Origin of the sequence: Gluconacetobacter diazotrophicus PA1 5, assembly GCF_000021325.1 — a bacterium.
GTDB classification, from domain to species: domain Bacteria; phylum Pseudomonadota; class Alphaproteobacteria; order Acetobacterales; family Acetobacteraceae; genus Gluconacetobacter; species Gluconacetobacter diazotrophicus.
In genome coordinates, this window is sequence record NC_011365.1 from 3,815,803 (window position 1) to 3,840,881 (window position 25,079).

The window sequence follows — 25,079 nt, forward strand, 5'->3', positions numbered from 1 at the left end:
TGTTGCGTTGCGGTTCGACGAATTGCTTGCCGAAAGGGTGGGTGTTCTTGGTCTGTTTGCGTGGAACGAAATAGCTTTCATTCGGGCTACGAATGATTTTTATAATTTACTTCCGGTTGCGGTTTGCGTAGAACCGCGTTCATGCCCAGCCTATTCCATGCGGGTCGTTGGGCGTTGCTGCTTGTTCGTGCGACTGAATGTGATATGGAAATCCGATGAATACTCTTCTTCTGAAATTGCTTGTCCTCAAGAATAGCCGTCGCGGCGTTACGGCGCTGGAATATGGCCTGATCGCGGCCCTGATCGCTGCGGTCATCATGACCGCGGTAGGGACGATCGGCAGCAAGCTGAACACGGTTTTCAGCTCTATCGGTACCGATCTCTAATTGAACGCAGGGTAAGTCGCCAAGGCATGTCACTGGCCTGAGTATATGAGAAACTGGTGGGATGATGGGCTGGGTTGTTGATGGCTTAGTCGTTATTTCCACCATTTTTCTTGTATATGCCGCGTTGCATGATGTGGCGGTCCGAACAATACCTGATCAAGTGGTCGTCGCCTTGGGTGGGCTTGGGGCGACGATCGCCATTCTGCATGGCCATATCGTGGGTTCCATTCTGGTCGCGATCTGCGTATTCGGTTTGTGCTTCGCGATCTGGTGGTTCGGGGCGATCGGGGGCGGCGACGTCAAGCTGCTCAGTGCGGCGTCCTTGTTGTTTCCGCCCGCCGCGGTGCCGTCATGGATTTTGACGATAGCCATGTCGGGTGGTGTTCTGGCCGGTTTCTACTTGATGGTACGTCATCGGGTCACGGTCGGTCCGGTGCGACACGGTTGTTTCGGCCGTATTGTGCGGAGCGAGCGTTGGCGGATGCGTCGCGGCGGTCCTTTGCCTTATGCCGTCGCCATCGCGGCGGGGTCCTGTTTTCAGCTTATCCGGTGAAGTTGTCTGAATGATCGGGCGTATCCTGCTGATAGTCGTTGCCGTGTCCGGTCTGATCGGCGTGGTGATCCTGGGACGGCTGGCGCTCCATTCGGGTGAGAAGCCCGTGGTCGCGCAGGTCACGGAAAAGAAGGTGCCGACCGTCGGCGTCCTGGTTGCGCGGAAGGCGGAGCCGGCCGGTGCCTTGTTGCAGTCCGGGGATCTTCAGACGAAAGATTTTCCCGCCAACCTGGTGCCCCCCGGTGCGATTCACGACGTGCCGTCCGAACGCGCGGCGTTGACGGGCGGGTTGCTGCGCGTGCCGGTTCCCGAGGGCGGCCTGCTGACGAATGAAGCCGTGCTGCGCGTCGGCGATCACGGGTTTCTGGCAGCCGTATTGAAGCCCGGGGATTCAGCCGTCAGCGTCGGTGTCGACTCCGTTTCGGGGGTGGCCGACCTGATCGAGCCTGGGGATTATGTCGATCTGATCGTGACCCATGATGTGGCGACGGCCGACGTCGCCAATTCGGGGGGTGGGGCAGGCGGCAATCCGGGCGGGGACGCGGGTGGCGGTCGTATTGCTGCCGAAACGGTCCTGTCCGCCTTGCGTGTCGTGGCCATCGATCGTGAAATGCAGCATACGAGCACTGTCGACAGCCGGGGAGTGGGTAACCGGACGGTCACGCTGGAGGTGACACCGGCCCAGGCTGAGGCTGTCGCCGTGGCGGGGCGGCTGGGGCGCCTGACCCTGGCGGTCAGGTCGCTCGATCAGGCCGGGGTCGCGGCTTTTGCCCCGCATACGACATGGGGTGGCGATGTTTCGCCCGCGCTGGCGCATGGCCCGGAATCCGACGCGGAGACGGTGCACCTTTATAATGGGACCGCGGATCTAAAAGATGTTCATTTCTAGACGGGTTCTGCCCATGGCGGCGTTCGCGGGCATGTCGCTATGCCTGGCGGGTGCGGATGCCCGATCGACTCACCCGGCCGCATCCGGATCGGTGGCGCACGGTGCCCACGCGGTGCTGGGAATCGAGGAAGGCGCCGGCAAGCTGGTGAAGCTGGATGGCATCGCGACGAACATCTTCGTGGCGGACCCCAAGGTGGTCGAGGTCCGGGCCGCCAGTCCGGACAGCATGTTCGTGTTCGGGGTCGGGGCCGGGCAGACGACGGTGATCGCCACCAGCCGGTCCGGCGGCGTGGTGGCACGCTATACGGTGGTCGTCCTGCCCTCGAGCTATCGCGCGTCGGCCCTTCGCCGGGATGTGGGGCAGCAGAATCCTCGTGTCCGCATCGGAACGGGGGCGGACGGCAGCATCGGCATCGAGGGGACTGAAACCTCCTCGGAATCGGCCGAGCAGGCGCTGGAGGGGGCGACGGCGCTGGTCGGAAAGGGGGGGCGTGTCGGCGATTATGCGTCCGTGCCCGGTTCGATCCAGGTCAATTTGAAGGTCCGGATCGTTGAAATGTCCCGCAGTCTGGTACGCGAACTGGGCGTGGAATGGCAGTCGGTCAATGCGCTGGGGACGGCGGCGGCGATCGGGATATCGACCAGCAACCCGTTGGCGGCCCTGACGACGGAACAGAGTGCCTTCAACTTTCTGTCCCGCTTTTCGGCGGCGGGGCGTCCCGTGACCGTGGAAACCGTCATCGATGCCCTGTCCCAGGACGGGCTGATCCACAGCCTCGCGGAGCCCAACCTGACCACCGTCAGCGGTCAGGCCGCGAGCTTCATCGTGGGTGGCGAATATCCGATTCCGGTTTCCAGCTATAACAACAACATCAACGTGCAGTACAAGCAGTATGGCATTTCGCTGGCCTTCGTGCCGACCGTGCTGGCTGATGGACGGATCAGCCTGCATGTGCGGCCGGAAGTCAGCGCGCTTTCGACCCAGGGGGCAGTGACATTGTCCGAGGCGAACGGCAACCTGCAGATTCCGGCCCTGACGGTCCGGCGCGCGGATACGACGGTCGAACTGGGGAGCGGCCAGAGTTTTGCCATTGCCGGGCTTATGCAGGATTCGACCAACATGCAGGGGTTGGGCCTGCCGTTCCTGGGCGATATTCCGGTTCTGGGGGCCCTGTTCAAATCCAGCAGTTTCCAGAAGAACGAAAGCGAACTGGTCATTGTCGTCACGCCTTATCTCGTCCGGCCGGTGGATAATGAATCGATGCTGCATAGCCCGGACGACAACTGGGCTCCGCCGGGCGATCTGGATCGTATTTTCCTGATGCGACAGAATATTTATAAATATGCCGGCAAGAAAAATGTGGCGCGTCGCGACGTGAACAGCGACGCTGGATTCATGGTGGAGTGACCATGGAATGACCATTTGCCGCAATCATGTCGCCTTTGCGCGGATCGGGTGCCGTGCCCGGCTGGCCCTGGCCCTGGCCCTGCCGGCTCTGGGGGGGTGCACGACCATGGCGCCGCTGCAGATGACCTATCACTGGCGGCCGCTCGGGACCAATCAATCCAACATCGAGGCGCAGGTCGAACGCCCCCAGGACCTGGTACATGGACGTCCGTTGGGCGATGCCGACGCGCATGAGGCGGCGGTGGCGGTACAGCGCTGGCGGGACGGCAAGGTCATGGACCTCGGGAATAGCGGACTGGCTGAAATGACCTTGCAGTCCAGTGGTTCGGGCTCGGGTTCGGGTGCCAGCGCGGGAGCGGCGCCCTGATGTCCGGGACGATCTCCGCCCCCCGGGCCCAGACGAATGCCGAAGGCACGCCACCCTCGGAAATCCTTGCGCTGGTCTCGGACGCTTTCACGGAATCCCTGCTGCGGGAGTGCCTGGCGGACCTGCATCACCAGGACAGCACGGTCATGCGCATGTCCTGCCAGCAGGCGGTCGAGTACCTGCGGAGTCACGAGACTCCCGGGATCCTGATCCTGGATGTCAGCGGCGAGGACCAGCCGCTGACGACGTTGACCGAACTGGCGAATGTCGTGTCGCCCGACGTCACGGTCCTGCTGATCGGCGATCGGGAAGATGCCAATTTCTATCGGCAGGTGACGCGCGGATTCGGCGTTTCCGAATATCTGTACAAGCCGCTGAACCGCAGCATGGCGACGCGGTTTTTCGGACCGGTCATCATGGGCGGCGAGGTCGCGCCGGATGCGCCGCGTGGTGGGCGCGTGATTACGGTCAGTGGCGTGCGCGGCGGTGTGGGCGCCACGACGATCATGACCAACCTGGGATGGTACCTGGCCGAGGAAGCCAAGCGACATACCGTGATCGTCGATTTCGACCTGACGACCGGCAAGACCGCGCTCCTGCTGGGGACGCAGAGCAATAACGGCCTGCGCTCGGCCATGGAAACGCCCGATCGCGTGGACACCTTGTTCCTGGAACGCAGCGCGCAACTGGTCGGCGACCGGCTGAACCTGCTGTCGAGCCTGAGCGACCTGCAGACGCGGCCGAAGACCAGTGCCGCGGCCATGCGCCACCTGATGGCGACGGTCACAAAGCGATATAATTTCGTCCTGGCGGAAGCCCCGCTGTGCCCGGACGAGACCGAGGCCGCGTTGCTGGACGTCACGTTCCAGCGGATTATCGTTCTCGATCCGACATTGGCGGCCGTGCGCGATACGCTGCGAATCATGCCCCTGCTTCAGACCCGGGGACAGGGGTCCCAGCCGCTGGTGGTGCTGAACGGACTGGGGCGGCCGGGTACGCTGACGCTGGATGAGGTGGTGAAGAGCCTGGGAGACAAGCCTGACGTGGTCATTCCCTTCCTGCCCAAGCCCCTCGGGACGGCCGAAGTGGACGGCATCCCGGCGGTGAAGACCTGCAAGGAGTTCCGGTCGGCCATCGTGAAGCTGACGCACGAGGCCGCATCGGTGGTCGCCGACCAGCCGCATCATGCGCCCGGATTTTCGTCGGGCCTGTTCCGGCGCCTGTTCGGTCGCGGCACATGAGCTTCGGAAAGGGCTTCGGCCGGCTAGAGAACAAGCCTGTCGCCACCAGGCCGGATCCGGCGCCGAGCCAATCGGCGGGGGGCCTTCAGCCTGTTCAGGAGCCGAGCCAGCCACCCGCCGTCCCGGCGGTTCCGGACCAGGCCCCCGTTGTCGATGTCGAGGAAAACACGGCGACGAAAGCCCATTCGCTGGAATTGCGCGCGCTGTGCCTGGCCCGTCTGGATCCGGGCGTCGTGCTCGCCCTGGCGCCCGAGCGGCTGGCCGAGGAAGTCGAACGCGTCGTTGGCCAGGCCGCATCCGAGCGGCGCATCCAGCTCAACCTGCGCGAGCAGCGGGAAATCGCGACCGAACTTGTCCATGACATGCTCGGTCTCGGGCCGATCCAGCCCCTGCTGGACGACGAAACGATTTCGGACATCCTGATCAACGGGCCGAACCGGATCTTCGTGGAAAGGCGGGGCAAGACGGTCCTGTCGAATGTCCGGTTCCGCGATGTCGATCATCTGGTGTCCGTCAGCCAGCGGATTGCCTCGGCTGTCGGGCGGCGCGTCGACGAATCCAGCCCGACCGTCGATGCGCGCCTGAAGGATGGATCGCGCGTCAATATCGTCTTTCCGCCGCTGGCGCTGGACGGTCCCTATGTATCGATCCGGAAATTTTCCAAACGCCCGATCAATTTTTCCCGTCTGGTCGAAAATGGTAGCTGCACGCCCAAGCTGGCGAAGATCCTGGAAATCGCGGGACGGGTGCGCCTGAATATCGTGATTTCGGGCGGCACGGGGTCGGGCAAGACCACCCTGATGAATGCGGTGTCGCATTTCATCGATTTCGACGAACGCGTCATCACGGTGGAAGACGCGGCGGAACTGCAGCTTCAGCAGCCGCACGTCGTGCGTCTGGAAACCCGTCCCCCGTCGATCGAGGGCAAGGGGGAAGTCACCCAGCGCGATCTTGTGCGCAATGCGCTGCGTATGCGCCCCGACCGGATCATCATCGGCGAGGTCCGAGGCGCCGAGGCGTTCGACATGCTGCAGGCCATGAATACCGGCCATGACGGCAGCATGTCGACGATTCACGCCAACACCACCCGCGATGCCGTCACCCGTATCGAGAACATGGTCCAGATGGGCAGCTTCGGACTGCCGACCACGGCCATCCGGACCCAGATCGTGGGGGCGGTGGACATGATCGTGCAGGTCGGCCGTCATCGCGACGGCGGCCGCCGGATCGTGCAGGTGACCGATGTCTCGGGGCTGGAGGGCGATGTCGTCGTCCTGAACGATATCTTCAATTTCGTCTTCGACGGGGAAGACATGGACGGACGCCTGCACGGGCGGTACGAGGAATCGAAGATCCGCCCGAGCTTTTTCGACAAGCTGAAATATTATGAGCTGGATCGTGCCTGGTACGCGGCGTTCGAAGAGCTTGAGTGAGCATGCTCGGGATTGTCCTGCTCAGCCTGCTGATGACGATATTCTCGCTGGTGACGAGTGTCGTTCTTCTGTACCGGCGCAGCATGGCGACCGAACGACGGGAAGGCCGGTTCGAAGCTGAACTCGGGGCCTATCGCCTGCGGGCGTTGCCCGTTACCGCATCGGGACGGCTGGATCATCTGCGCGCGGCGCTGAACCTGTCGGCGGTTACGGCGCGGGTCTTCGGCTTCCGCCCCGAATCCTATGCCCATATGCAGGCGGGGATGAAGCGTGTGGTCGGTTTTTCCGCCATCCTGCCGGTCGTGGGGCTTGTTCCGGGACTTTTGCTGATCGGTCCCGCCAGCCCGGCATTGCTGCTGGTCCTGTGGGTGATTCTGGGGCGGCTGGCATTCCGGATCGTGGACCGGCGGTATGCCGCCAAGCTGTTTCAGCAACTGCCCGATGCGTTGGGCATGATCGTCCGGTCGTTGCGGGTCGGTATTCCCCTCAGCCGCGCCCTGATCATCGTGGGTCAGGAGGCGGAATACCCCACGGCGGACGAATTCAGAATGATCTCGCAGGACGTGGCGGTCGGAAAAAGTCTGGGCGATACCTTGCATAATCTGGCCGAGCGCACCGGCTTGCAGGAGTATCGGTTCTTTGCGACGATCATGGCATTGCAGGCCCAGACGGGCGGAACCCTGGCGGACGTACTGGCAAGTTTCGCCGACATGATCCGCCAGCGGATCGCGGCGCGCAAGCGCGGCCACGCCCTGGCATCGGAGGCACGCATGAGCTGCTATGTTCTGGGTGGAATTCCCTTCGCCATCGGCGGAATCATGTCCATTATTAATCCCGACTACATGGCGGTTTTTCTGACGACGCACATGGGACATATGCTGCTGGGTGTGTCCGCGCTGATGCTGGGCCTGGGATTCGGGTCGATGCGTTTCATCATGAAGCGGTCCCTGGGATGAACGGCAACACAATGATCATGATTGCCGCGCTGCTCATGACGATCGGCGGCATCTTCTCCGCCTGCTACCTGCTGTTTTCCAGGATGGAGCAGGAGGGCAGGCGGACCCTGCGCCTGCGGCAACTGCATGAACTATCGGTGGGGGAGGCGAACGCGGTCCGGACGATCGACGGCCGGATCTGGTTCCGCTTCCTGGAGCGTATCGGTGTGTTTTTCGCGCGCAGCGGCCTGCTGAGCGCCAAGACCCTGGGGGAATTGCAGCAGACATTGAGTTCGGTGTCGTTCCTGGGTACTCGTTTCCTGCCGGTGTTCATCGGGGCCAAGGCCGTGACCCTGGTCGTCGGCATCGTCGTGGGATGGCTGATCCATGAGGAGACGCGATCCGACGGGATGCTGTACCTGGTCCTGAGCCTGGGGGCGCCGATGGTGGGCCTGCTGGCTCCGGATTTCATCGTCAAGCGGATGCAGGCGCATTATCTGCGCAATGTCGACCAGGGGATACCCGACGCGCTCGATATGCTGGTGATCTGTGCCGAGGCCGGGTTGCCGATCGAGGCGGCGATCGGACGCGTCGGGCGGGAGATGACAGCCGTCAATCGCAGCGTTGCGAACGAATTTCGCCTGACGGCGCAGGAAATGGGTGTCGCGTCGGACCGGCGCGACGTGTTCCTGCATTTCGGAGAGCGGACCAACCTGTCCAGCATGCGCCGCATCGGCAGCGCATTGAACCAGACCCTGCAGGCCGGATCTTCGGTCACGCAGGCCTTGCGGGTGCTGTCCGTCGAAATGCGAAAGGACGCCCTGACGGAGTATGAGGCCCGCGCGGCCCGGTTGCCGGTCCTGTTGACCCTGCCGATGATCCTGTTCATCCTGCCGGTTGTTTTTCTTGTGGTTGGCGGGCCGGCAGCGGTGACCGTCATGCATGCGCTCGGACGATAAGGATGCACCCCTACCGTACCCCGCGACGCGGGCCTTTGACGGCCGTACGGCTTCGCTTTCCCGCAATCCTCGTCACGGCGTTTCTGGTGACGGCGTGTACGGGGGCGAGCACCAGCGCCGTACCGGACAAGTCGAATGACGACCTGAAATTCGCCGATGTCGAGCTGGAGAGCGGCGCGCCGCAGGCCGCACTCAGCATCATGCAGAAGCGACTGCAGACACATCCGCATGAGCCGGACACCCTGGTCAGGCTCGGCCGGGCGAACGCGGCCCTGGGGCGGACGGAGCCGGCTGTCCTCTTCTTCCGCGAGGTCCTCGCCACGGACCCGGATTCGGTCGAGGCCGGCAAGGGGCTGGCAAGGGTCCAGTTGGCCGCCGACCCACGGGAAGCGCTGGCGACCCTGCGCAGCCTGGCGGCCCGGCATCCCGAGGACGCGCAGGTCCAGACCGACCTGGGAGTCGCCTACGATCTGTGCCTGCAACATGCGCAGGCGCAGGCGGCGTACCGGCAGGCCATGCGGCTGAACCCGTTCGCAATCGCGCCGCAGGTCAATCTGGGCTTTTCGCTGGCCATGAGCGGCAGGCCGAACGAAGCGGTGCAGATTCTCGGCCCGCTGGCCACGTCCGCCGACGGGACCGTGCGCATCCGCCAGGATTTTGCCTTTGCCGAGGTCCAGGCCGGACATGAAGACATCGCGCGTCGGATGCTGGCCCGGGACCTGCCCAAGGACAGGATCGGTCCGATGCTGGAGGTCTTCCGTGACTTCAACCGCATTCCGTAGGGACAGGCGCGGCGTTACGGCGGTCGAGTTCGGTCTGCTGACCCCTGTCATAATCGGCCTGCTGCTGATGGTTCTGGAGGTCGGCTGGCAGATGGCGACCGAAATCGCATTGCAGCACGGGGTGCATGATGCCGCGCGTTTCGCGATGACCGGACAATCCACCGTTCCCGGCCTGGACGGTTCGCCGACCTGCCGGGCGCAGGCGATCGTGTGGCTGGCCACCGCCGAGGCGCCGGGTATCCTGTCACCGTCGAACCTGTCCGTCATGGCCAGTGCCAACGGCGGCACCGCCGTCGGTTCCTCGCAATCGGGTTTCGGGGGAAATGCGACCCAGACGATCGTCTATGTCTTCACATACAGCCAGCCGTTCCTGACGCCCCTGGGATCGATGGTACTCCATAGAACCAGTATGACCCACCAGGTCACCATGCTTGTGCAAAATGAACCTTATTCGACGCCTAGCTGCTGAGCGCCGCGCGATCGCGGCCATCGAAATGGCACTGCTGGCGCCGGTGCTGCTGCTGATGTGCCTGGGTGCCGCGGACCTGGTGCTGGAAATCGAGAACTGGTACCGGCTCAATAACGTCACGACCCAGATTGGCGAGATCGTGTCGCAGTGCCAGGCAGTTTCCCCCACCGATATCAACGCCTTGTTCGCGGATGCGGCGCAGATCGCGGCCCCGCTCAGCATCACCGGGGCGGACAGTTCGGTGAACGGCACGACGTACATCACGGTGATCGGCCTGAACAGCGGGAACACGCCCGTCGTGGAGTGGCAGCAATTCCAGGGCTATTCGGGCAATCACAGCAATTTCGGCGGTCAGGGCAGCGCGGTCTCGGCGACCAACATCGGCCAGTTCAGCCTGACCAGCGGAGAGGTGCTGATCGCGGTCGAGTCCTTCGCCAAGCCGTCTCTCTGGGGCCTGTCATATGGATGGATGGGAAACGCGCAGCCCCTCCTGTCCAGCGAGTCGATGTTTATCGGGCGGATCAGCGGCACGACCACGGCGGCGACCGGCCTTGCCACGTCGCCCGCAAGAAATTCCTCAAGCGGAGCGCTGTGTACGCAATGAAACGGAAGGGATCAGTCAGCATCGTGATGGCCGTCTGCGCCTTTGCCATGCTTGCCATTTCGATGATGGGGGTCGAGCTGGCGCGGATCTATATCGTCCAGGAACGGTTGCAGACGGCATTGGATGCGGCCTCGATCGTCGCCGCCCGGGAAATGAGCGCGGTCAACAACGTTGGCACCTGTACCGGGAGTTGCGCGTCGGACACGACGGCAATCTTCTGGGCGAATTTCTCCTCGGCGCATCAGGCGAACGGTCTGGGCCCGTTCCAGGCAGTGTCGACGGGACCGGTCATCACCCCGCAGAACGCCTCCACGATCACGATCCAGGCGAATGTGCAGCTTCCCCTGCTGTTCACAAAGATCCTGGGGGTGAGCCAGATCGCGCTGTCCGAACATGCGCAGGCCGTAAGATCGAACATGGGTATGGAACTGGCCTTGGTCCTCGATAATACCGACTCGCTGGAAGCCCAGGGTATCGAGGATCTGCAGTGTGGTGCGAAGATACTTGTGGATACCGTCTATGGCGTGGCGGCACCCGGGTCGTGCGGCGGCGGAACGGGAGCCGATACCGTCCCCAACCTCTGGGTCTCGATCGTGCCGTTCGCCGGCGAGATGAATATATTCGGCTCTACCTATGGCGGACCGAGCAACTGGCGGAGCATGCCCTCCGGCTGGCTTACGGCGGGGAGCGACATCAGCACGACCCGGTACGGGTCGAACGGCTGGATGGGATGCGTGATGGCACGGTATAGCGGGTACAACAACAGTCCCGCGCATATCTACGACGTGAACGACGCCAATCCGATCCAGGCCCCGTTCACCCCGTTTTACTGGCCTTCGACCTATCAGAAATATAGCCAGAGCAGTTGGTTTGGGGGAACCTCATGGGTTGTCGGGGATAATGACTGGATCTTGTCGGGGGGCGTCGTCACGCCAAGCAGCGCGGCCAGATCTTCATACGGTCAGATGGCTGAGAGTCCGCTTATAACCAGTTTTCCCACGACGTCCGGAAGCCTGGTCACTGAATCCGGCCTGCAGGTTGGGCCTAATTTGGGATGCGATCCCTCGCCGACGTTGCCTGAAACGGCCAGTCGCTCGGTGGTTGAAGCGCATATCAGTTCGATGCCCATGATGTCGCGTGGCGGCACGATGTTGCCCCAGGCCTTGCAGGCCGGCTGGTTTACGATCAGTCCGAACTGGCAGGGGTTCTGGCCCAATCCGGCGCTGCCGCTGGCGTACAACACCCCCAACATGACCAAGGTACTGGTCCTGATGACGGACGGAAACAACCAGATCTGTCCCTGTTTTCCAGTGTACAATTATTATGGACCTGTAGCACCGCCGCAGTCAAACGGTGATACCGACATGGTTGCGTATGGACGGTTACTTCAGAACGAGTTGGGGGTCGTTTCATCTTATAATGGAAACGGATATTATGGAAGCAATGGATTTTCTAGTAACATTCTTCCTGAAATGAATTCTCTTGTTTCGACTGTATGTGATAACATAAAAAATTCCGGTATAACGATATACGTTATTCTGTACACTCACGAAGGTGAGGAAGCTGATGCTACGACGCAGGCAATGTTGCAAAATTGTGCGTCAAAGCCAGGAAATTATTATGACGCTCCAACCGCGGCTTCCATGAAACAGGCGTTCAGTGATCTAGGTGGGCAGCTATCAGCTTTGCGAATTTCACAATGAAGTGGGGTGAGGCGCACGCTTGTCCCGGATGAGTGCCATCACGAATGCCGTCGGTTTGCGCAGGTGGGTGCCGGTGGGCTATCCTGCAGGCGGAGCGCCGCCCCGGGTGTCTTCCGGCGTCTTCATGTTTGCGACAGTCCCTGTCGCCGACCAGGATTGAGCATGTCTTCGAATTTATCGGTGGTTTGCATCGGCGCGGGGCCCGCGGGCCTGACTGCCGCCTATCTGCTTGGCAAGGAGGGCGTGGCGGTCACCGTTCTTGAACAGGATCCCGTATACGTCGGCGGTATTTCCAGGACGGCGACCTACAAGGATTTTGCCTTCGACATTGGCGGGCATCGTTTCTTTTCCAAATCGCGGGATGTCGAACGCCTGTGGGATGAAATGCTGCCCGACGGGTTTCTGACCCGGCCGCGAAAATCGCGCATCTATTATCGCCATCGCCTGTTCGACTACCCGCTGCGTGCGTTCGATGCCCTGTCGAAGCTTGGTGTGTGGGAGGCCACGCGCTGCGTCCTGTCCTATGTCCTGGTCCGGCTTCGTCCCCACCGGGCGCCGGGCAATTTTCAGGAATGGGTGACGGACAAGTTCGGAAAAAGGCTGTTCGAAATCTTTTTTCGTACCTACACCGAAAAAGTCTGGGGAATGCCCTGCACCGAAATTTCGGCGGACTGGGCGGCGCAGAGAATCAAGGGGCTGTCCCTGTCCAAGGCGATCTGGCATTCCCTGATTCCCCAGAAAACCGACGGCGCACGCGAAAAGATCATCAAGACGCTGGTCGGCAGCTTCCGGTATCCCCGGCGTGGTCCGGGCATGTTGTGGGAGGCCGTGGCGGCCAGGATCGGTCGCGAGGGGGGAGAGGTCCTGATGGGCCGCCGCGTGACGGCGCTCGGCCGGCGCGCGGATGGACGCTGGCGCGTGACCGCGCGGGATCGCGCCGGTCGCGAACAGCATTTCGATTGCGATCATGTCATATCCAGCATGCCCATGCGCGACCTGGTCGGCGTCGTGGCGCCGGTCCTGCCGGATGCCGTATCGCGCGCCGCCGCCGGATTGCGGTATCGCGATTTCCTGGTCGTCGCGCTCGTCCTGAAGGATCGCAATATATTCGATGACAACTGGATCTATATCCATGATCCGGACGTAAAGGTCGGCCGGATCCAGAATTTCAAGTCATGGTCGCCGGACATGGTGCCGGACCCGGCCCTTAACTGCTACGGGCTTGAATATTTCTGCTTCGAGGGCGACGATCTGTGGAACGCGCCCGATGATGCGCTGGTCCGGCTGGCCAGTGCGGAACTTGTCAAGCTGGGCCTGGTGACCGCCGGGGATATCGTGGACGGTACCGTCGTGCGTCAGCCCAAGGCCTATCCGGTCTATGACGGCGAGTACCAGGACCAGGTCGCCACAATCCGTCAGGCCTTGGATGCGCATTGTCCCAATCTGCATCCGGTCGGACGCAACGGCATGCATAAATACAATAACCAGGACCATGCGATGATGACCGCGATGCTGACGGTCAGGAATATCATGGCCGGACGCAGGCTCTATGATGTCTGGCAGGTCAATCAGGACGCCGAATATCACGAGGAGGGGCAGGCCGGTTCCCGCCAGACGATCGATGCCGGACGTCACCGCACACCGGCGGCGCGAGAGATGGCCCAGGCCACCGCCGGAGAGGCATAGTGCCGGTCGCGCAACGGTACACGTGGGTCGGATCGGTCGCGGTCGTCCTGCTTCTTGCGGCCTTGTGGTGCGCGGCGCGGCCGTTTCTGGGCATTGCCGAAGATGCGGAACTTTATACGATCCAGGCATTGAACGGGTTGATGCCCGGACGGTTCGCGACGGATCTGTGGTTCCAGTACGGATCGCAGGACCAATTCACGTTATTTTCCGTAATCTATAAGCCGTTTCTGCGCCTTTTCGGTCTGGCCTGGGGAAATTTCATCCTTTCGGTCATCGGATATGCCTGCTGGGTGGCCGGATTGTCCCGCCTGGCCGGCGGTCTTTTCAGGGATGGCCGGCTGACCGTGATCGCCATGGCGGGGGCTATCGCGATCGAACCCGGACGGTTCGAACTGGCCCGGTCCGGCGATGCGCCGCTGACCCCCCGGCTGTTTGCCGAAGCCCTGACCATGTGGGCCCTGGGGTCGATGCTGCGCGGCTATCCGCTGCGCGCGCTGGTGCTTCTGGGGTTCTCCCTTTTCATTCACCCCCTGGCGACGCTGGGGGGTATCGCGGTCCTGTTTTTCTACCAGGCGACGAGGCGGCCGGCCCTGTGGGGGCTTGCCGCCATTGCCGTTCCCGTCATCCTGATGCTGGCCTATGGCGGGATCCAGCCGTTTCCAAGGGTCCTGGCGCGTTTCGACGCCGAATGGCTGCGGATCGTATGGGTCCGGGATTCCAATTGTTTCCTGACGGAGTGGGGCATCACGAGATGGCTGCCGGCCGCCGACAATTTCGTGCTGGCGGCTATCGTGATGATCTTCGCCGATGCCTGGGAACGGCGGTTCGTGGCAGTGGTGCTGGTCGTGTCCGCCGGCGGTTTCCTGGCCAGCCTGATCGGCGGTGACTGGCTTCATAACGAACTGATCGTCGATCTCCAGTCCTGGCGCGCGATCTGGCTGCTGGACCTGGTCGTGCATCTGTTTGCCGGTGCGTCGCTTCTGCGTGTCCGCGCACGGAGCGATTTTTCGGCGGGCAGCGCCGCGTCCGTGCTGGCGGTGACGTGGGGATTGCTGTTCCTGGCCACGTTCCTGCCCGCGGTGAATGTCGCGGCGGCCGCGATGGCGCTGGTCACCCTGGGCGTGTGTGCCTGGGAGCATAAATACCGACAGCCTCTTCCCTTCAGGGGCCGTTTCCTGGTCCAGCTCTGTACCGGGGCGGCCCTCGGGCTGACACTGGTGATCCTGTATTCCGCACTGGTCACGCCGCCGTTCGTCTGGTGGTCGATCTATGGCGCGGCGGTGGCGGCGGTGACGCTGGTCGTCCTGTGGCGTGTGTCCGGGGGATCGGCGGGCGGTGGATGGACGCCCCGTCCATTGTCGGCGCTGGTCGTGCCGGCGGTGCTGCTCGCGCTTGCGGGTCTTGGCTGGGACCATCGCGCGCCGTGGCGGATCTTCGTCGATACGGCGGACAGGCCACCCGCCGCACTGGCCGCCCTGTTGCCCGGAAACGGGCCGATCTATTGGGAGGGCGACGTGACCGTGCCATGGTTCGTCCTGAAGCGGCCGAGCTATTTTTCCTGCGATCAAGGCGCCGGCGTGCTGTTCTCACGCGGGACGGCGATCAATTTCCAGCGCCGGTCCGACGTTTTTCGCTCTCTTCGTACCTTCGATTTCGATGGTCATTTCTGTCCCGCCATCGATGACCAGCAGAAGATTTTCACGCGCGGGGACCTGTCGTCGGTCTGCGCGGCTTCACCGGGGCTGGAGGCGCTGGTGCTGGCGCGACAAGCTGCCGATGACCCCGGTGCCGTTTGGGTAGCACCGGCCGAGCAGGTGAATGAAGTGCGGCGCGGCGGCGTCCTCAAGCGATACGCGACGAACACATTCTTCATTTATTCCTGTGCCGCCCTGCGATGATCGTCCTGCCACGATCCTCCGCGATGCCGGAGCAGGTCGATCGCCGTAACGTCATGCGCGTGCTGACTATCGCGGCCGCCGCATGTTCCATCTTGCCGATTATCTTTATCGCGAAACTGATGACCGGGCACGAGGTCCTGTACCCGGACTTCTTCGGCCTGTGGACTTTTGGACGTTTTGTCCTGACCCATGATCCGGCTACGATTTACGATGCAGCCAGGTTGACGGCGTTCCAAGGCGGGTTGGGCATGCCCGTGGCAACGGCAGGCACCTATCCCTTTCCTTATCCCCCGCCCATTCTGTTGTTGCTGGCTCCTTTTGGGGCATTACCCTATACGGTGGCGCGGCTGTTGTGGCTGGGCGTGTCGCTGTCCGCCTATGGCGCGTCGTTGGCGGTCTGGCAATGGCCAAGGCCCCTCATGCTCCTCCTGCTGGTCGCGCCGTCAACGGTGGTCTGCTGCCTCGTGGGGCAGGGGGGCCTGCTGCTCGCCAGTTTGATGCTGGGCGGTCTTGGCCTTCTGTCATCGCGGCCCGTTCTGGCTGGGGGCATGCTGGCCGCAGTGGCGATCAAGCCGCAATTTGCCATTCTGGTGCCATTCTACCTGCTGTTCGGCAGGTACTGGCGGGCGCTGGGGGGCGCCGCGATCATGGCGGCAGTCCTGATCGTGACCAGCATGGCGGCCTTCGGAATCGGAATCTGGCATGCATGGATCATGTTTCTGCTGCATCAGGGCGTGTCCCTGACCGCAGGGCGCGAGGGGCAGCTTATGGACATGATGCCCACCGTGACATCACTGACCAGATTGATGGGCGGATCCGTGGCGCAGGCCCATTCAGCCCAGGCCGCGGCTGTCGTTCTGGCGATTTATGCGTTGTGGCATGTCCGGGGACGCCGGGATGTGGCCGCGCGATCCTGCCTGCCTATCGGAACGTTCCTCGCGACGCCCTACGCATTCCATTACGATCTTCCCGTCGTGACCGGATCGATTCTCCTTGTGATCTCCTCGCGCATCAAGGCGGGACAGCGGTTTCGCGCCGGCGAATTGCCCGTCCTTCTTGGCTGCGTCGTGATCCCGGTCCTGCTGGTGGGCCATTCCCCTGTTGGATCGGCATGTCTGCTGGTCCTGCTTGGTCTTGCGTTGATGCTGACGGCAAATCAGGCGGCGTTCCGAGGCGAAATTGACAAATAGGAATTTTTTCTGCCTTGGTCAGCCCATGTCAGATTCGATCGACTCGTTTCAACTCGACGAAAAACTGGACAGGCCCCCGCCGCTGATTGCCCGGGGAAGAAGTACCGGATCCGGGTACGGATTGCCTGTCGGTTTCATCCTGATGATCGCCCTGCTGGATGGGGCGCTGGATCTGCGGACCGGCCTTGCCTTTACCGGGTGGGCGCTTCCTCTTTCCGCGATCACGTTTCTGCTGTCGATCGGTGTTGTCTATACGACGGTCCGAAAGCGGCCGGAGCTTGCCGAACTGGTCATCTATACCGCGCTTTGGGTGGGATTCTGCCTGTTCGGCGCCATTCTGACCTATCACGTCATCGCGCTGTCGGGGCCGCTGCGGGACGCAGACCTTGCGCGTTTCGACCGGAATCTCGGTTTCGACTGGCCGGAATGGATACAGGGCCTGAAGGCCCATCCGTTCGTGCAGGTGGTGATGGCGGCGACGTACGGCAGCCTGATATTCCAGATCATCGGGTCTCTGCTGGTGTTGGCCCTGGCGCGGAAGAGAGGCCGCAATCGGGAGCTTCTGGTCAACATGCAGGTTGCGTTGTGCCTGACGTCGGTGCTGGTCGCATTGATGCCGGCCGCGGGCCCCTGGACCTATTTTTCAAGCGCAGGACACGTAAAATATAGTTACATAGATAGTTTCATGGCATTGAGAAACGGTCACAATCCACCCTTCATCCTGAACAGGATGGAGGGGGTTTATACTTTTCCGTCCTTTCACGCGGTCATGGCGTTTCTGTTTACTTATTCTCAACGTGGAATTCGGGGGTTTTTTCCTGTTTTCGCCGTCGTCAACGGCATCATGCTGTTCTCTATTCCGTCCGAAGGCGGACATTACCTGTGCGACATCGTGTCCGGCGCGACCGTGGCTGTCCTGACGCTCTGTTTGACTGGCCGTGTATTCCGGACGGGCGAGACGTCCGGGAGCGATGCCCCGCCGAAGCCATGAGCGGCGCGCCTGCCCAGATGGCGCCGTTCGGATTGCGGGACAAAAAAGGGCGGGGCCGGACTGACCGGCCGCCGCCCTTCTCATGGATAGAACAGATCGTTTCTATTTCGCGACGAACGCCGCGATCGCCTTGTTGATGTCGGCCGCCCGCTCCATCTGCGGCATATGGCCGACCCCGGGCAGGAGGTCGATCGTGACGCGGCCCGGCAGGCCCCGGGACTGCTTCGCGGGCAGGATCTCGTCGTCCTCGCCCCACAGGATCAGCGCCCTCACGTCGCCCTGTTCCAGCACGGGCCGCAGGTCGTCGGCCTGCTTGCCGTCGGGGAAGCAGGTGGCGGCAATCTGCGTCAGGGCGGCGACGGCGCCGTCCAGGCGCTTGTAGCGCAGGACGTCGTCCGCCATCTTGCGCCCCACCAGCGTCTTGTCATGGACCAGCATGGCCAGGACCGGCTGGATCGTCTTCTGCCGGTCGGCCGTGATGAACCCGGTGATGAAGTCCATGTTGATCTCGGGGCCCATGCCGGCCGGCGCGATCAGCGCCAGGGAGGCGACGCGCGCGGGTGCGGTCCGGGCCACCGTCAAGGCAACGCCGCCGCCCAGCGAATGCCCCACCAGGTGGGCCTGCGGGATGCCCAGCGTGTCCAGCAGCCCGACGACGATGCCGGCGAAGAAATCCAGCGACCCCGCGCCCACATCCTTCGTCGATCCGCCATGCCCGGGCAGGTCGAAGGCGATGACGCGCCGGCCGGCGGCCAGGGCCGCGTGGTTGAACAGCCAGTTCCCGATATCACCGCCGAAGCCGTGGACCAGCACGATGGGCGTGGCGTCCCCATGGCCCAGGTCCAGGACCCGCAGGCTGTTGCCCTGCACGTCCACCAGTTTCGGTTCCGGGGCCGCTTCCTCGGCCTCGCCGCCGGCGCCGGAGGAGAATTCGGCGTTGAAGCGCGTGATGAAGGCGTCGATCTCGGCATCCGGCACGCTGGCATCGGCCAGCACGCCGATCAGCGCGCCCACCGGCAACGTGTCGCCTTCCGCCGCCACCTGGCGGCGCAGCACGCCGCCGGCCGGGCTTTCATAGGCGTTGGTGATCTTGCTGGTCTCGATATCCGCCAGGTCGTCGCCGGCCTTCACGCTGGCACCGGGGCGGACCATCCAGCCGGCCAGCTTGCCCTCGGTCATCGCCAGGCCGAACTTGGGCATCGTGATGGGCGTAATGGAATCAGTCATGGTTCAGGCGACCTCTCGGATGCGATGGGTCATCACGGCACGGGCAGCCGCTTCGATCTTCGCCACGTCGGGCAGGTACAGGCTTTCCAGCACCGATGCGAACGGCACCGGCGTGTGGGGTGGCATCACCCGCCGGATCGGGGCCTTCAGCGCGTCGAACGCCTGTTCGGCCACCAGGGCGGAGATGTCGGCGGCCATGTTGCAGCGCGGGCTGGATTCATCGACGATCACCAGCCGGCCGGTCTCGGTCACGCTGTCCAGGATCGTCTCGGCATCCAGCGGCGAGGTGGTGCGCGGATCGATGACGGTGCAGCCGATGCCCTGCTTTTGCAGCCGGTCGGCGGCCTCGTTCGCCAGCTTCACCATGCGGCCGAACGCCACGATCGTCAGGTCGTCGCCCTCACGCGTCAGGTTGGCCTCGCCGAACGGGATGGTATAGGCTTCGTCGGGCACCTCTTCCTCGTCGTCATACATGACCTTGTGTTCAAGGAAGATCACCGGATCGTCGTCGCGGATCGCCTCGATCAGCAGGCCCTTGGCCTCGTAGGGCGAGGACGGGACGACCACCTTCAGCCCGGGAATGTGGGTGAACAGCGGGTACAGCGCCTGGCTGTGCTGGGCCGCGGCGTTGAAGCCGGCGCCGAACATGGCGCGGATGACCAGCGGGGTGCGGGCCTTGCCGCCGAACATGTAGCGGAACTTGGCGGCCTGGTTCATGATCTGGTCCAGGCAGCAGCCCACGAAATCGACGAACATCAGCTCGGCGACGGGGCGTAGGCCGGTCGCGGCGGCCCCGGCGGCGGCGCCGATATAGGATGCTTCCGTGATCGGGGTGTCCAGGACGCGATCCTCGCCGAATTCGCTCAACAGGCCCTTGGTGACGCCCAGCACGCCGCCCCAGGCGTCGGTGACGCCCGACGATCCGCCATGTCCGCCGGCGACGTCCTCGCCCATCAGGATCACGCGCGGGTCGCGCCGCATTTCCAGTCGCAGGGCCTCGTTGATGGCCTGCCGATAGCTCTTCTTGCTCATTTTTATGTCTTTCAGGCTGACAGGAACCGGGAGATGCGGGCGGGATCAGTAACGGACATAGACATCGGCCAGCAGGTCCTCGGGTTCGGGCAGCGGGGCCTGCTTCGCGGCGACGACCGCGCTTTCGATCTCGTCACGGACCGAGGCGTCGATGTCGTCCAGGTCGGAATGCTCCAGCAGGCCGGCCTCGGTCACGCGGGTGCGGAACAGCGCCAGGCAGTCACGGTCGCGCCGTTCCGCCGCGACTTCGCCGGACGCGCGATAGGTCATGGCATCGCCTTCGAAATGCCCGTACCAGCGCGCCAGATGGACATGCAGCATGACGGGGCCCTTTCCGGCGCGGGCATGGGCGATGGCTTCGGCCGCCGCCTGGTGCACCGCGAAGAAATCCGACCCGTCACATTCCATGTAGGGCATGCCGAACCCTTCGGCCCGGGCCTTCTGCGATCCGGCGCAGGCGTAGGACGACGCCGTGGCCTCGCCGTAGCCGTTATCCTCCAGCACGAAGACCACCGGCAGGCGCCAGACCGACGCGAGGTTGAGGCTTTCCAGCGTCGAGCCCTCGTTCGACGCGCCGTCGCCGTAGAACGCGACCGCGACGCCGCCATCCTTCAGCGTCTTGTGTGCCAGGGCGGCGCCGCACATCAGCGGCGGGCCGCCGCCCACGATGCCGTTCGCGCCCAGCATGCCGCGCGACAGGTCGGCGATGTGCATCGACCCGCCCTTGCCCCGGCACACGCCGGTGCGACGGCCGTAGATCTCGGCCATCATGCCCGCGACCTCGACCCCCTTGGCGATGCAGTGGCCATGGCCACGATGGGTGCTGGAGATGGTGTCGGTATCGGTCAGGTTGGCACAGACGCCGACGCCTGACGCTTCCTCGCCGCAATAGAGGTGGACGAAGCCGGGGATTTCGCCCGTCGCGAATTCGACATGCAGCCGTTCCTCGAAATCACGGATCGTCCGCATGGCGCGATAGGAGCGAAGCAACGTTTCCCGCGCGATCTGCATTGGAAATCTTCCTTGTTATTCATGGGATATCGGAACCGAAATCCGTGATCCCACGGGAACGCCGATCCGCCTTTTCAGCAAGAAATTCTCTTATACGAATAACGGATATGTGACGCCGCGCGTCCGAACTGTCGCGGGACTGCTACAGGTCGGGCGGTTTAGAAAGGGCGACCGCAATAACCGTTCGGAAGAGACGGATGATATCGATTCACAGGGACAGCGCCGGAGGTCACCCGGCGATCGGTCGGACCATGGGCATGGCGCCGGCAACGGGACAGACGATCCTGGCGGCATCCTGGCGGCGCTGCATGGGCGATTACGCACTGGACCCGTCAGGCTGGGGCCAGCCGGACCTGTTGTCCTGCGTCGAACTGCGCCAGTCCTGCGACAAGGCTGGGCCGCTTCTGCGTTTCGCGGACCCGGAACTGGACCGGCTGCACGCCGTGGTGGGCAGCCTGGATTACGCGGTGCTGCTGGCCGATTCGACCGGGATCGTGCTGACGCGCCGCACCGCGCAGACCGTCGAGCGCGGGTGCCGGCGCTGGCACCTCTGGCCCGGTGCCAGTTGGAACGAGCGCGACGAAGGCACGAACGGCATCGGCACCTGCCTGGCCGAAGGGCGCGCGGTGACGGTGCATATGAACCAGCACTGGCGGGTGAATCTGCGCTACCTGACCTGCAGCGCCGTGCCCGTCTATGACGCGCTGGGGCGGCTGGCCGGGGCGCTGGACGCCAGTTCGTTCCGGCCCGACCCCGATGGGCGCGAGGTCGCGCTGATCCGCATCGCGATCACCGAGGCGGCGCGGCGCATCGAGGCACGCTGCTTCACCGACCTGTATCGCGGGCAGATGATCGTCAGGATGGGCGAGGGGGACGAGGGCGAGGAGGGCGACGGCAGTTCCGCGCCCATGCTGGCGCTGGATTCCGACCGCCGGGTGGTGGGCGCCACCCAGGCGGCGCGGCGCCGGATGGGGCTGGCGCCGGGGGACGACCTGCAATTCTGTCTGATGGACGGTGCCATGAGCGGCGTATCCGGCTTTCGCGAGGCGGAAAAGGCGGTGGTTGATGCCGCCCTGGCCTCGGCGCGCGGCAATGTCAGCGCGGCGGCGCGGCAACTGGGGATCAGCCGGTCAACCCTGCACCGGAAGATCCGCGCCCTGTCGGGTGGCGAGGACGCCTAAAGTCTTGGCGGCCTGCTGATCTCCGAAATTCATCTATGAATTTCGAAGGCAGGGCGCCAGCGCCGCGTTTACCCCGAATTCGCCCGGCAGGCCGCCATGGGGGAACAGGACGTTGACATGGCCCATCTTGCGGCCGGGCCGGGCCTCTTCCTTGCCGTAATGGTGGGGCAGCAGGCCCGGGGTGGCCAGGATGGCGGGCCAGAGGGCCATGTCGTCGGGGCCGACCAGATTCTTCATCACCGCGTCGGAATGGCGGACGGCCGGGGGCAGCGGCAAGCCCGTCACGGCGCGGACATGCATGGCGAACTGGTCCACCGGGCAGGCATCCATCGTCCAGTGGCCGGAATTATGCGGCCGGGGGGCGATTTCATTGACCAGGACCCGGCCGTCACGGTCCACGAACATTTCCACGCCCAGCAGGCCGACCAGGTCCAGCGCGGTCGCGACGCGCATGGCGATGTCGCGCGCCTGTTCCGCGATGTCGGCGGAAACACGGGCCGGTGCCAGGCTGATATCCAGGATGCCGTTCCGGTGGCGGTTCTCGGTCACGTCGAAGGTCACGGCCGTGCCGTCCAGCCCGCGCGCGACCATCACGCTGACTTCGCATGCGAAATCGATCATCGCCTCGGCCACCAGGGGATGCGGGGCCAGGGCATGGAAGCCCGGCAGGGCCTCGTCCGGGGCGTGCACGCGGTGCTGCCCCTTGCCGTCATAGCCCAGCCGGGTGGTCTTCAGGATGAAGGGCAGGCCCAGTGTCGCGATCGCGGTGTCGAGATCCTGCGGCGTATGGATTTCGGCCCACGGGGCCAGGGGAATTCCCGCCCCGGCCAGGAACCGTTTCTCCGCGATGCGATCCTGGCTGATGCGCAGGATGCGGCCCGACGGGCGGACGGGACACAGGCCGGCCAGCAGTTCCAGCCCATCGGCGCTGATATTCTCGAATTCGAACGTCACGACATCGACGGACGAGGCGAAGCGTCGCAGCACGTCGGGGTCGTCATAGGCGCCGACCGTGACGGCGTGGGCGACCTGGGCGGCCGGTCCCTCGGCCTCGTCGGTCAGGATGTGGGCGCGAAACCCCAGTTGGGCGGCGGCGACGGCCGACATCCGGCCCAACTGGCCGCCGCCGACGATGCCCAGCACCGCCCCGGCGGGCAGGGCTTCGGGGAAGGGGGCGCTCATCGGGCCGGGACGTCCGCGACCGCGTCCGTCTGCGCCGTGCGCCACGCCGCCAGCCGGGCGGACAGGGCCGCATCGCCCAGCGCGAGGATGGAGGATGCCATCAGCGCCGCATTGATGGCCCCGGCCTTGCCGATCGCCAGGGTGCCGACGGGAACTCCACCGGGCATCTGGACGATGGACAGCAGGCTGTCCATGCCCTTCAGCGCATGCGATTCCACCGGCACGCCCAGCACCGGCAGGATGGTCCACGCCGCGCACATGCCCGGCAGGTGCGCCGCCCCCCCGGCGCCGGCGATGACGACCTTCAGCCCGCGTCCGGCGGCCGTGCGGGCGTAGTCCGCCAGCCGGTCGGGCGTGCGATGGGCCGAAACGATCCGGACTTCGTGCGCGACGCCCAGCCTGCCCAGGATCTCGGCGGCATGCCGCATGGTTTCCCAGTCCGACTGGCTGCCCATGATGATCCCCACGAGCGGGGCGGACATGTCGGCGGATGAGGGTGCGGTATCGGGCAGGGGGGGCGTATCGCTCACGCGGGCAGGCTTTCGGGGATCAGGGATGGAGGTCAGGCGATATTGTCGGGGATCAGGCGGCTTTCCAGCCACGCGATTTCGTCCTTCAGCAGCAATTTGCGCTTCTTCAGGCGTTGAAGCTGGAGCTGGTCCATTGGATGCAGGGCCAGCCGGCTGATGACGGTGTCAAGGTCGCGGTGCTCGCTGCGCAGTTCGTGCAGCTTCCGTAGCAGTGTATCCCGGTCTGTCAGCATGTTGCCTGTCTAACCTGTGGTCATCGGGGCCATTCTATCCATTCCAGCCAGGATGGCGAGATGCATGGCCGCCCCGCCAAGTCCTGCAAATTTAACATACGCACCGGACGCGGGGCTGGCCTAGGCTGACAACACCGAAACGCACATCTGCCGGAGGTCCCATGTCCTACGAAGCCAGGATTCACAGCCTGCGACTGCGTCATGCCCGTCTCGACGACCGGATTTTCGACGAGGACCACCGACCCGCACCCGACCCCGCCGTGCTGCAGCGGCTGAAGGTCGAGAAGCTGCGCATCAAGGAAGAGATCGAACGGCTGTCCCACCCCGCCTGACGGCGGGGTCTACCGGGGAGAACACCCCCGGAGAGCCGGGATCAGGCGACGTCTTCGCCGATATCCAGCGGCGCCGGAACGGCCTGGCCTTCGCGGGCCAGGCGCTCGTTGGCGGCGTGCACCATGGCGTTCAGGTCGGTCTGGCTGCACAGGCCCAGGATGACCGGATCGCGCGGCTTGATGTTCGCGCTGTTCCAGTGCTGCCGGTCGCGGACCTTCGCGATCGTGTCCTTGGTGGTGCCGACCAGCTTGACGATCTGCTGTTCCGAAAGCTGCGGGAAGTTGCGCAGGATGAAGGCAATGGCGTCCGGGCGGTCGTTGCGCTTGGCCACGGGGGTATAGCGCGCGCCCTTGGACCGGCGATGAATCGGATTCGGCGTCGTCAGGATCTTCAGCCGCAGGTCGGGATTGCCCTCGCAGCGGGCGATGTCTTCCTGCCGCACCTGATGATTGGCCACCGGATCGTAGCCGACGATGCCCTGCGCGACCTCGCCATCCGCGATGGCCTGCACTTCCAGCGGATGCATACCGCAGAATTCCGCGATCTGGGTAAAGGTCAGCGCCGTCTTTTCGATCAACCACACGGCGGTGGCCTTCGGCATCAGGGGCAGTGCATTCATGGTGACGGGTCCTAACTGCGCTATGGGTGGCGCCGCGCAGGCACCCTTCCCATGTCGGCGCCCCGAGACCCGGGCGCCCTGCGTGCCTGCAGACGCGCAATGACTTGACCATGGATATGGGGCCGGCCGGGGGGGCGGGTCAAGGGTGCAGGAAGGCAGGGGCGCTCGGGACCGCGAAAAAAGGGGTCGGACCAGCGGTCCGACCCCCTTTCATGGTCTGAATGCAACGTGTTGGCC

26 protein-coding genes are annotated in these 25,079 nt (G+C 64.0%); 19 read left to right on the plus strand and 7 right to left on the minus strand.

The annotated features are described in order from the left end of the window. Window positions 1–215 precede the first annotated feature (215 nt). The 17 genes from GDIA_RS17550 (at window position 216) to GDIA_RS17630 (ending at window position 17,494) form a co-directional block, all read left to right on the plus strand. Window positions 216–386: a Flp family type IVb pilin gene (locus tag GDIA_RS17550; RefSeq protein ID WP_012225171.1), complete on the plus strand. Its 171-nt coding sequence runs from the start codon at window positions 216–218 to the stop codon at window positions 384–386. A 61-nt stretch (window positions 387–447) separates the two neighbouring features. After that, on the plus strand, window positions 448–939 hold the full coding sequence (locus GDIA_RS17555; RefSeq protein WP_231854266.1) for an A24 family peptidase: 492 nt from the start codon (window positions 448–450) through the stop codon (window positions 937–939). 10 nt (window positions 940–949) lie between these two features. Beyond that, the gene (cpaB, locus tag GDIA_RS17560) at window positions 950–1,828 is read left to right on the plus strand and encodes a Flp pilus assembly protein CpaB (RefSeq protein ID WP_012225173.1); all 879 of its coding nucleotides are present in this window, start codon (window positions 950–952) and stop codon (window positions 1,826–1,828) included. Then, on the plus strand, window positions 1,815–3,236 hold the full coding sequence (locus GDIA_RS17565; RefSeq protein ID WP_012225174.1) for a type II and III secretion system protein family protein: 1,422 nt from the start codon (window positions 1,815–1,817) through the stop codon (window positions 3,234–3,236). Before cpaB ends, GDIA_RS17565 begins: the two co-directional genes overlap by 14 nt. Before the next feature lie 7 nt (window positions 3,237–3,243). Next, window positions 3,244–3,603, plus strand: a complete 360-nt coding sequence (locus GDIA_RS17570; RefSeq protein WP_043459112.1) for a hypothetical protein — start codon at window positions 3,244–3,246, stop codon at window positions 3,601–3,603. Beyond that, entirely contained in the window at window positions 3,603–4,844 is a 1,242-nt protein-coding gene (locus tag GDIA_RS17575) for a CpaE/TadZ family protein (protein ID WP_012554986.1), read from the plus strand. The genes GDIA_RS17570 and GDIA_RS17575 overlap by 1 nt, the downstream gene beginning before the upstream one ends. After that, window positions 4,841–6,277 carry a TadA family conjugal transfer-associated ATPase gene (locus GDIA_RS17580; protein ID WP_012225176.1) on the plus strand — a complete coding sequence of 479 codons (1,437 nt, stop codon included), beginning with the start codon at window positions 4,841–4,843 and terminating at the stop codon, window positions 6,275–6,277. The genes GDIA_RS17575 and GDIA_RS17580 overlap by 4 nt, the downstream gene beginning before the upstream one ends. A gap of 2 nt (window positions 6,278–6,279) precedes the next feature. Beyond that, window positions 6,280–7,233, plus strand: coding sequence for a type II secretion system F family protein (locus GDIA_RS17585; protein ID WP_012554987.1), 954 nt, complete (start codon window positions 6,280–6,282; stop codon window positions 7,231–7,233). Beyond that, window positions 7,230–8,171: a type II secretion system F family protein gene (locus GDIA_RS17590; RefSeq protein WP_012554988.1), complete on the plus strand. Its 942-nt coding sequence runs from the start codon at window positions 7,230–7,232 to the stop codon at window positions 8,169–8,171. The genes GDIA_RS17585 and GDIA_RS17590 overlap by 4 nt, the downstream gene beginning before the upstream one ends. A gap of 86 nt (window positions 8,172–8,257) precedes the next feature. Continuing rightward, the gene (locus GDIA_RS17595; RefSeq protein WP_244410146.1) at window positions 8,258–8,953 is read left to right on the plus strand and encodes a tetratricopeptide repeat protein; all 696 of its coding nucleotides are present in this window, start codon (window positions 8,258–8,260) and stop codon (window positions 8,951–8,953) included. Further along, window positions 8,931–9,422: a TadE/TadG family type IV pilus assembly protein gene (locus tag GDIA_RS17600; protein WP_012554990.1), complete on the plus strand. Its 492-nt coding sequence runs from the start codon at window positions 8,931–8,933 to the stop codon at window positions 9,420–9,422. The genes GDIA_RS17595 and GDIA_RS17600 overlap by 23 nt, the downstream gene beginning before the upstream one ends. After that, entirely contained in the window at window positions 9,394–10,026 is a 633-nt protein-coding gene (locus GDIA_RS17605; RefSeq protein ID WP_244410148.1) for a TadE/TadG family type IV pilus assembly protein, read from the plus strand. Before GDIA_RS17600 ends, GDIA_RS17605 begins: the two co-directional genes overlap by 29 nt. A 26-nt stretch (window positions 10,027–10,052) precedes the next feature. After that, window positions 10,053–11,729, plus strand: a complete 1,677-nt coding sequence (locus GDIA_RS17610; protein ID WP_244455148.1) for a VWA domain-containing protein — start codon at window positions 10,053–10,055, stop codon at window positions 11,727–11,729. A 162-nt stretch (window positions 11,730–11,891) separates the two neighbouring features. Then, complete coding sequence (locus GDIA_RS17615; RefSeq protein ID WP_012554993.1) at window positions 11,892–13,415, plus strand: NAD(P)/FAD-dependent oxidoreductase; 1,524 nt, start codon at window positions 11,892–11,894, stop codon at window positions 13,413–13,415. Beyond that, on the plus strand, window positions 13,415–15,313 hold the full coding sequence (locus GDIA_RS17620; protein WP_012225186.1) for a hypothetical protein: 1,899 nt from the start codon (window positions 13,415–13,417) through the stop codon (window positions 15,311–15,313). The genes GDIA_RS17615 and GDIA_RS17620 overlap by 1 nt, the downstream gene beginning before the upstream one ends. 23 nt (window positions 15,314–15,336) lie before the next feature. After that, window positions 15,337–16,503, plus strand: coding sequence for a glycosyltransferase family 87 protein (locus GDIA_RS17625; RefSeq protein ID WP_231854270.1), 1,167 nt, complete (start codon window positions 15,337–15,339; stop codon window positions 16,501–16,503). A gap of 25 nt (window positions 16,504–16,528) precedes the next feature. After that, window positions 16,529–17,494 (plus strand): phosphatase PAP2 family protein, encoded by a 966-nt coding sequence (locus tag GDIA_RS17630; RefSeq protein ID WP_231854272.1) that lies wholly within the window; start codon window positions 16,529–16,531, stop codon window positions 17,492–17,494. Between the two features lie 102 nt (window positions 17,495–17,596). Here GDIA_RS17630 and GDIA_RS17635 read toward each other — a convergent pair whose 3' ends face one another. Genes GDIA_RS17635 through GDIA_RS17645 form a run of 3 tightly spaced genes read right to left on the minus strand, consistent with a single transcriptional unit; the run spans window position 17,597 to window position 20,764 of the window. Further along, on the minus strand, window positions 17,597–18,721 hold the full coding sequence (locus GDIA_RS17635) for an acetoin dehydrogenase dihydrolipoyllysine-residue acetyltransferase subunit (protein ID WP_012554994.1): 1,125 nt from the start codon (window positions 18,719–18,721) through the stop codon (window positions 17,597–17,599). A gap of 3 nt (window positions 18,722–18,724) precedes the next feature. Beyond that, entirely contained in the window at window positions 18,725–19,753 is a 1,029-nt protein-coding gene (locus tag GDIA_RS17640; protein ID WP_012225193.1) for an alpha-ketoacid dehydrogenase subunit beta, read from the minus strand. A gap of 45 nt (window positions 19,754–19,798) precedes the next feature. Beyond that, window positions 19,799–20,764, minus strand: a complete 966-nt coding sequence (locus tag GDIA_RS17645; protein WP_012225195.1) for a thiamine pyrophosphate-dependent dehydrogenase E1 component subunit alpha — start codon at window positions 20,762–20,764, stop codon at window positions 19,799–19,801. A 197-nt stretch (window positions 20,765–20,961) separates the two neighbouring features. On the opposite strand from GDIA_RS17645, the gene GDIA_RS17650 reads away from it, so the two are divergent. Then, the gene (locus tag GDIA_RS17650; RefSeq protein WP_012225197.1) at window positions 20,962–21,945 is read left to right on the plus strand and encodes a helix-turn-helix domain-containing protein; all 984 of its coding nucleotides are present in this window, start codon (window positions 20,962–20,964) and stop codon (window positions 21,943–21,945) included. 33 nt (window positions 21,946–21,978) lie between these two features. Here GDIA_RS17650 and GDIA_RS17655 read toward each other — a convergent pair whose 3' ends face one another. The 3 genes from GDIA_RS17655 to GDIA_RS17665 all read right to left on the minus strand — a co-directional run bounded on the left by GDIA_RS17655 (window position 21,979) and on the right by GDIA_RS17665 (window position 23,890). Further along, window positions 21,979–23,127, minus strand: a complete 1,149-nt coding sequence (locus GDIA_RS17655; RefSeq protein ID WP_012225199.1) for a 5-(carboxyamino)imidazole ribonucleotide synthase — start codon at window positions 23,125–23,127, stop codon at window positions 21,979–21,981. Next, window positions 23,124–23,609: a 5-(carboxyamino)imidazole ribonucleotide mutase gene (purE, locus tag GDIA_RS17660; protein ID WP_012225200.1), complete on the minus strand. Its 486-nt coding sequence runs from the start codon at window positions 23,607–23,609 to the stop codon at window positions 23,124–23,126. Before purE ends, GDIA_RS17655 begins: the two co-directional genes overlap by 4 nt. An 80-nt stretch (window positions 23,610–23,689) precedes the next feature. Beyond that, window positions 23,690–23,890 carry a YdcH family protein gene (locus tag GDIA_RS17665; protein WP_012225202.1) on the minus strand — a complete coding sequence of 67 codons (201 nt, stop codon included), beginning with the start codon at window positions 23,888–23,890 and terminating at the stop codon, window positions 23,690–23,692. Between the two features lie 161 nt (window positions 23,891–24,051). On the opposite strand from GDIA_RS17665, the gene GDIA_RS18875 reads away from it, so the two are divergent. Then, window positions 24,052–24,222, plus strand: coding sequence for a YdcH family protein (locus GDIA_RS18875; protein ID WP_012225204.1), 171 nt, complete (start codon window positions 24,052–24,054; stop codon window positions 24,220–24,222). A gap of 41 nt (window positions 24,223–24,263) precedes the next feature. Here GDIA_RS18875 and GDIA_RS17670 read toward each other — a convergent pair whose 3' ends face one another. Continuing rightward, complete coding sequence (locus GDIA_RS17670; protein ID WP_012225206.1) at window positions 24,264–24,842, minus strand: DUF1013 domain-containing protein; 579 nt, start codon at window positions 24,840–24,842, stop codon at window positions 24,264–24,266. Between the last annotated feature and the right edge of the window lie 237 nt (window positions 24,843–25,079).

What these genes read in the sequence shown, in the direction of transcription:
- GDIA_RS17550 (WP_012225171.1), top strand. Translation starts at nt 216, where the DNA reads ATGAATACTCTTCTTCTGAAATTGCTTGTCCTCAAGAATAGCCGTCGC.
- GDIA_RS17555 (WP_231854266.1), top strand. Translation starts at nt 448, where the DNA reads ATGATGGGCTGGGTTGTTGATGGCTTAGTCGTTATTTCCACCATTTTT.
- cpaB (WP_012225173.1), top strand. Translation starts at nt 950, where the DNA reads ATGATCGGGCGTATCCTGCTGATAGTCGTTGCCGTGTCCGGTCTGATC.
- GDIA_RS17565 (WP_012225174.1), top strand. Translation starts at nt 1,815, where the DNA reads ATGTTCATTTCTAGACGGGTTCTGCCCATGGCGGCGTTCGCGGGCATG.
- GDIA_RS17570 (WP_043459112.1), top strand. Translation starts at nt 3,244, where the DNA reads ATGACCATTTGCCGCAATCATGTCGCCTTTGCGCGGATCGGGTGCCGT.
- GDIA_RS17575 (WP_012554986.1), top strand. Translation starts at nt 3,603, where the DNA reads ATGTCCGGGACGATCTCCGCCCCCCGGGCCCAGACGAATGCCGAAGGC.
- GDIA_RS17580 (WP_012225176.1), top strand. Translation starts at nt 4,841, where the DNA reads ATGAGCTTCGGAAAGGGCTTCGGCCGGCTAGAGAACAAGCCTGTCGCC.
- GDIA_RS17585 (WP_012554987.1), top strand. Translation starts at nt 6,280, where the DNA reads ATGCTCGGGATTGTCCTGCTCAGCCTGCTGATGACGATATTCTCGCTG.
- GDIA_RS17590 (WP_012554988.1), top strand. Translation starts at nt 7,230, where the DNA reads ATGAACGGCAACACAATGATCATGATTGCCGCGCTGCTCATGACGATC.
- GDIA_RS17605 (WP_244410148.1), top strand. Translation starts at nt 9,394, where the DNA reads ATGAACCTTATTCGACGCCTAGCTGCTGAGCGCCGCGCGATCGCGGCC.
- GDIA_RS17610 (WP_244455148.1), top strand. Translation starts at nt 10,053, where the DNA reads ATGGCCGTCTGCGCCTTTGCCATGCTTGCCATTTCGATGATGGGGGTC.
- GDIA_RS17615 (WP_012554993.1), top strand. Translation starts at nt 11,892, where the DNA reads ATGTCTTCGAATTTATCGGTGGTTTGCATCGGCGCGGGGCCCGCGGGC.
- GDIA_RS17625 (WP_231854270.1), top strand. Translation starts at nt 15,337, where the DNA reads ATGCCGGAGCAGGTCGATCGCCGTAACGTCATGCGCGTGCTGACTATC.
- GDIA_RS17630 (WP_231854272.1), top strand. Translation starts at nt 16,529, where the DNA reads ATGTCAGATTCGATCGACTCGTTTCAACTCGACGAAAAACTGGACAGG.
- GDIA_RS17635 (WP_012554994.1), bottom strand. Translation starts at nt 18,721, where the DNA reads ATGACTGATTCCATTACGCCCATCACGATGCCCAAGTTCGGCCTGGCG.
- GDIA_RS17640 (WP_012225193.1), bottom strand. Translation starts at nt 19,753, where the DNA reads ATGAGCAAGAAGAGCTATCGGCAGGCCATCAACGAGGCCCTGCGACTG.
- GDIA_RS17645 (WP_012225195.1), bottom strand. Translation starts at nt 20,764, where the DNA reads ATGCAGATCGCGCGGGAAACGTTGCTTCGCTCCTATCGCGCCATGCGG.
- GDIA_RS17650 (WP_012225197.1), top strand. Translation starts at nt 20,962, where the DNA reads ATGATATCGATTCACAGGGACAGCGCCGGAGGTCACCCGGCGATCGGT.
- GDIA_RS17655 (WP_012225199.1), bottom strand. Translation starts at nt 23,127, where the DNA reads ATGAGCGCCCCCTTCCCCGAAGCCCTGCCCGCCGGGGCGGTGCTGGGC.
- purE (WP_012225200.1), bottom strand. Translation starts at nt 23,609, where the DNA reads ATGTCCGCCCCGCTCGTGGGGATCATCATGGGCAGCCAGTCGGACTGG.
- GDIA_RS17665 (WP_012225202.1), bottom strand. Translation starts at nt 23,890, where the DNA reads ATGCTGACAGACCGGGATACACTGCTACGGAAGCTGCACGAACTGCGC.
- GDIA_RS18875 (WP_012225204.1), top strand. Translation starts at nt 24,052, where the DNA reads ATGTCCTACGAAGCCAGGATTCACAGCCTGCGACTGCGTCATGCCCGT.
- GDIA_RS17670 (WP_012225206.1), bottom strand. Translation starts at nt 24,842, where the DNA reads ATGAATGCACTGCCCCTGATGCCGAAGGCCACCGCCGTGTGGTTGATC.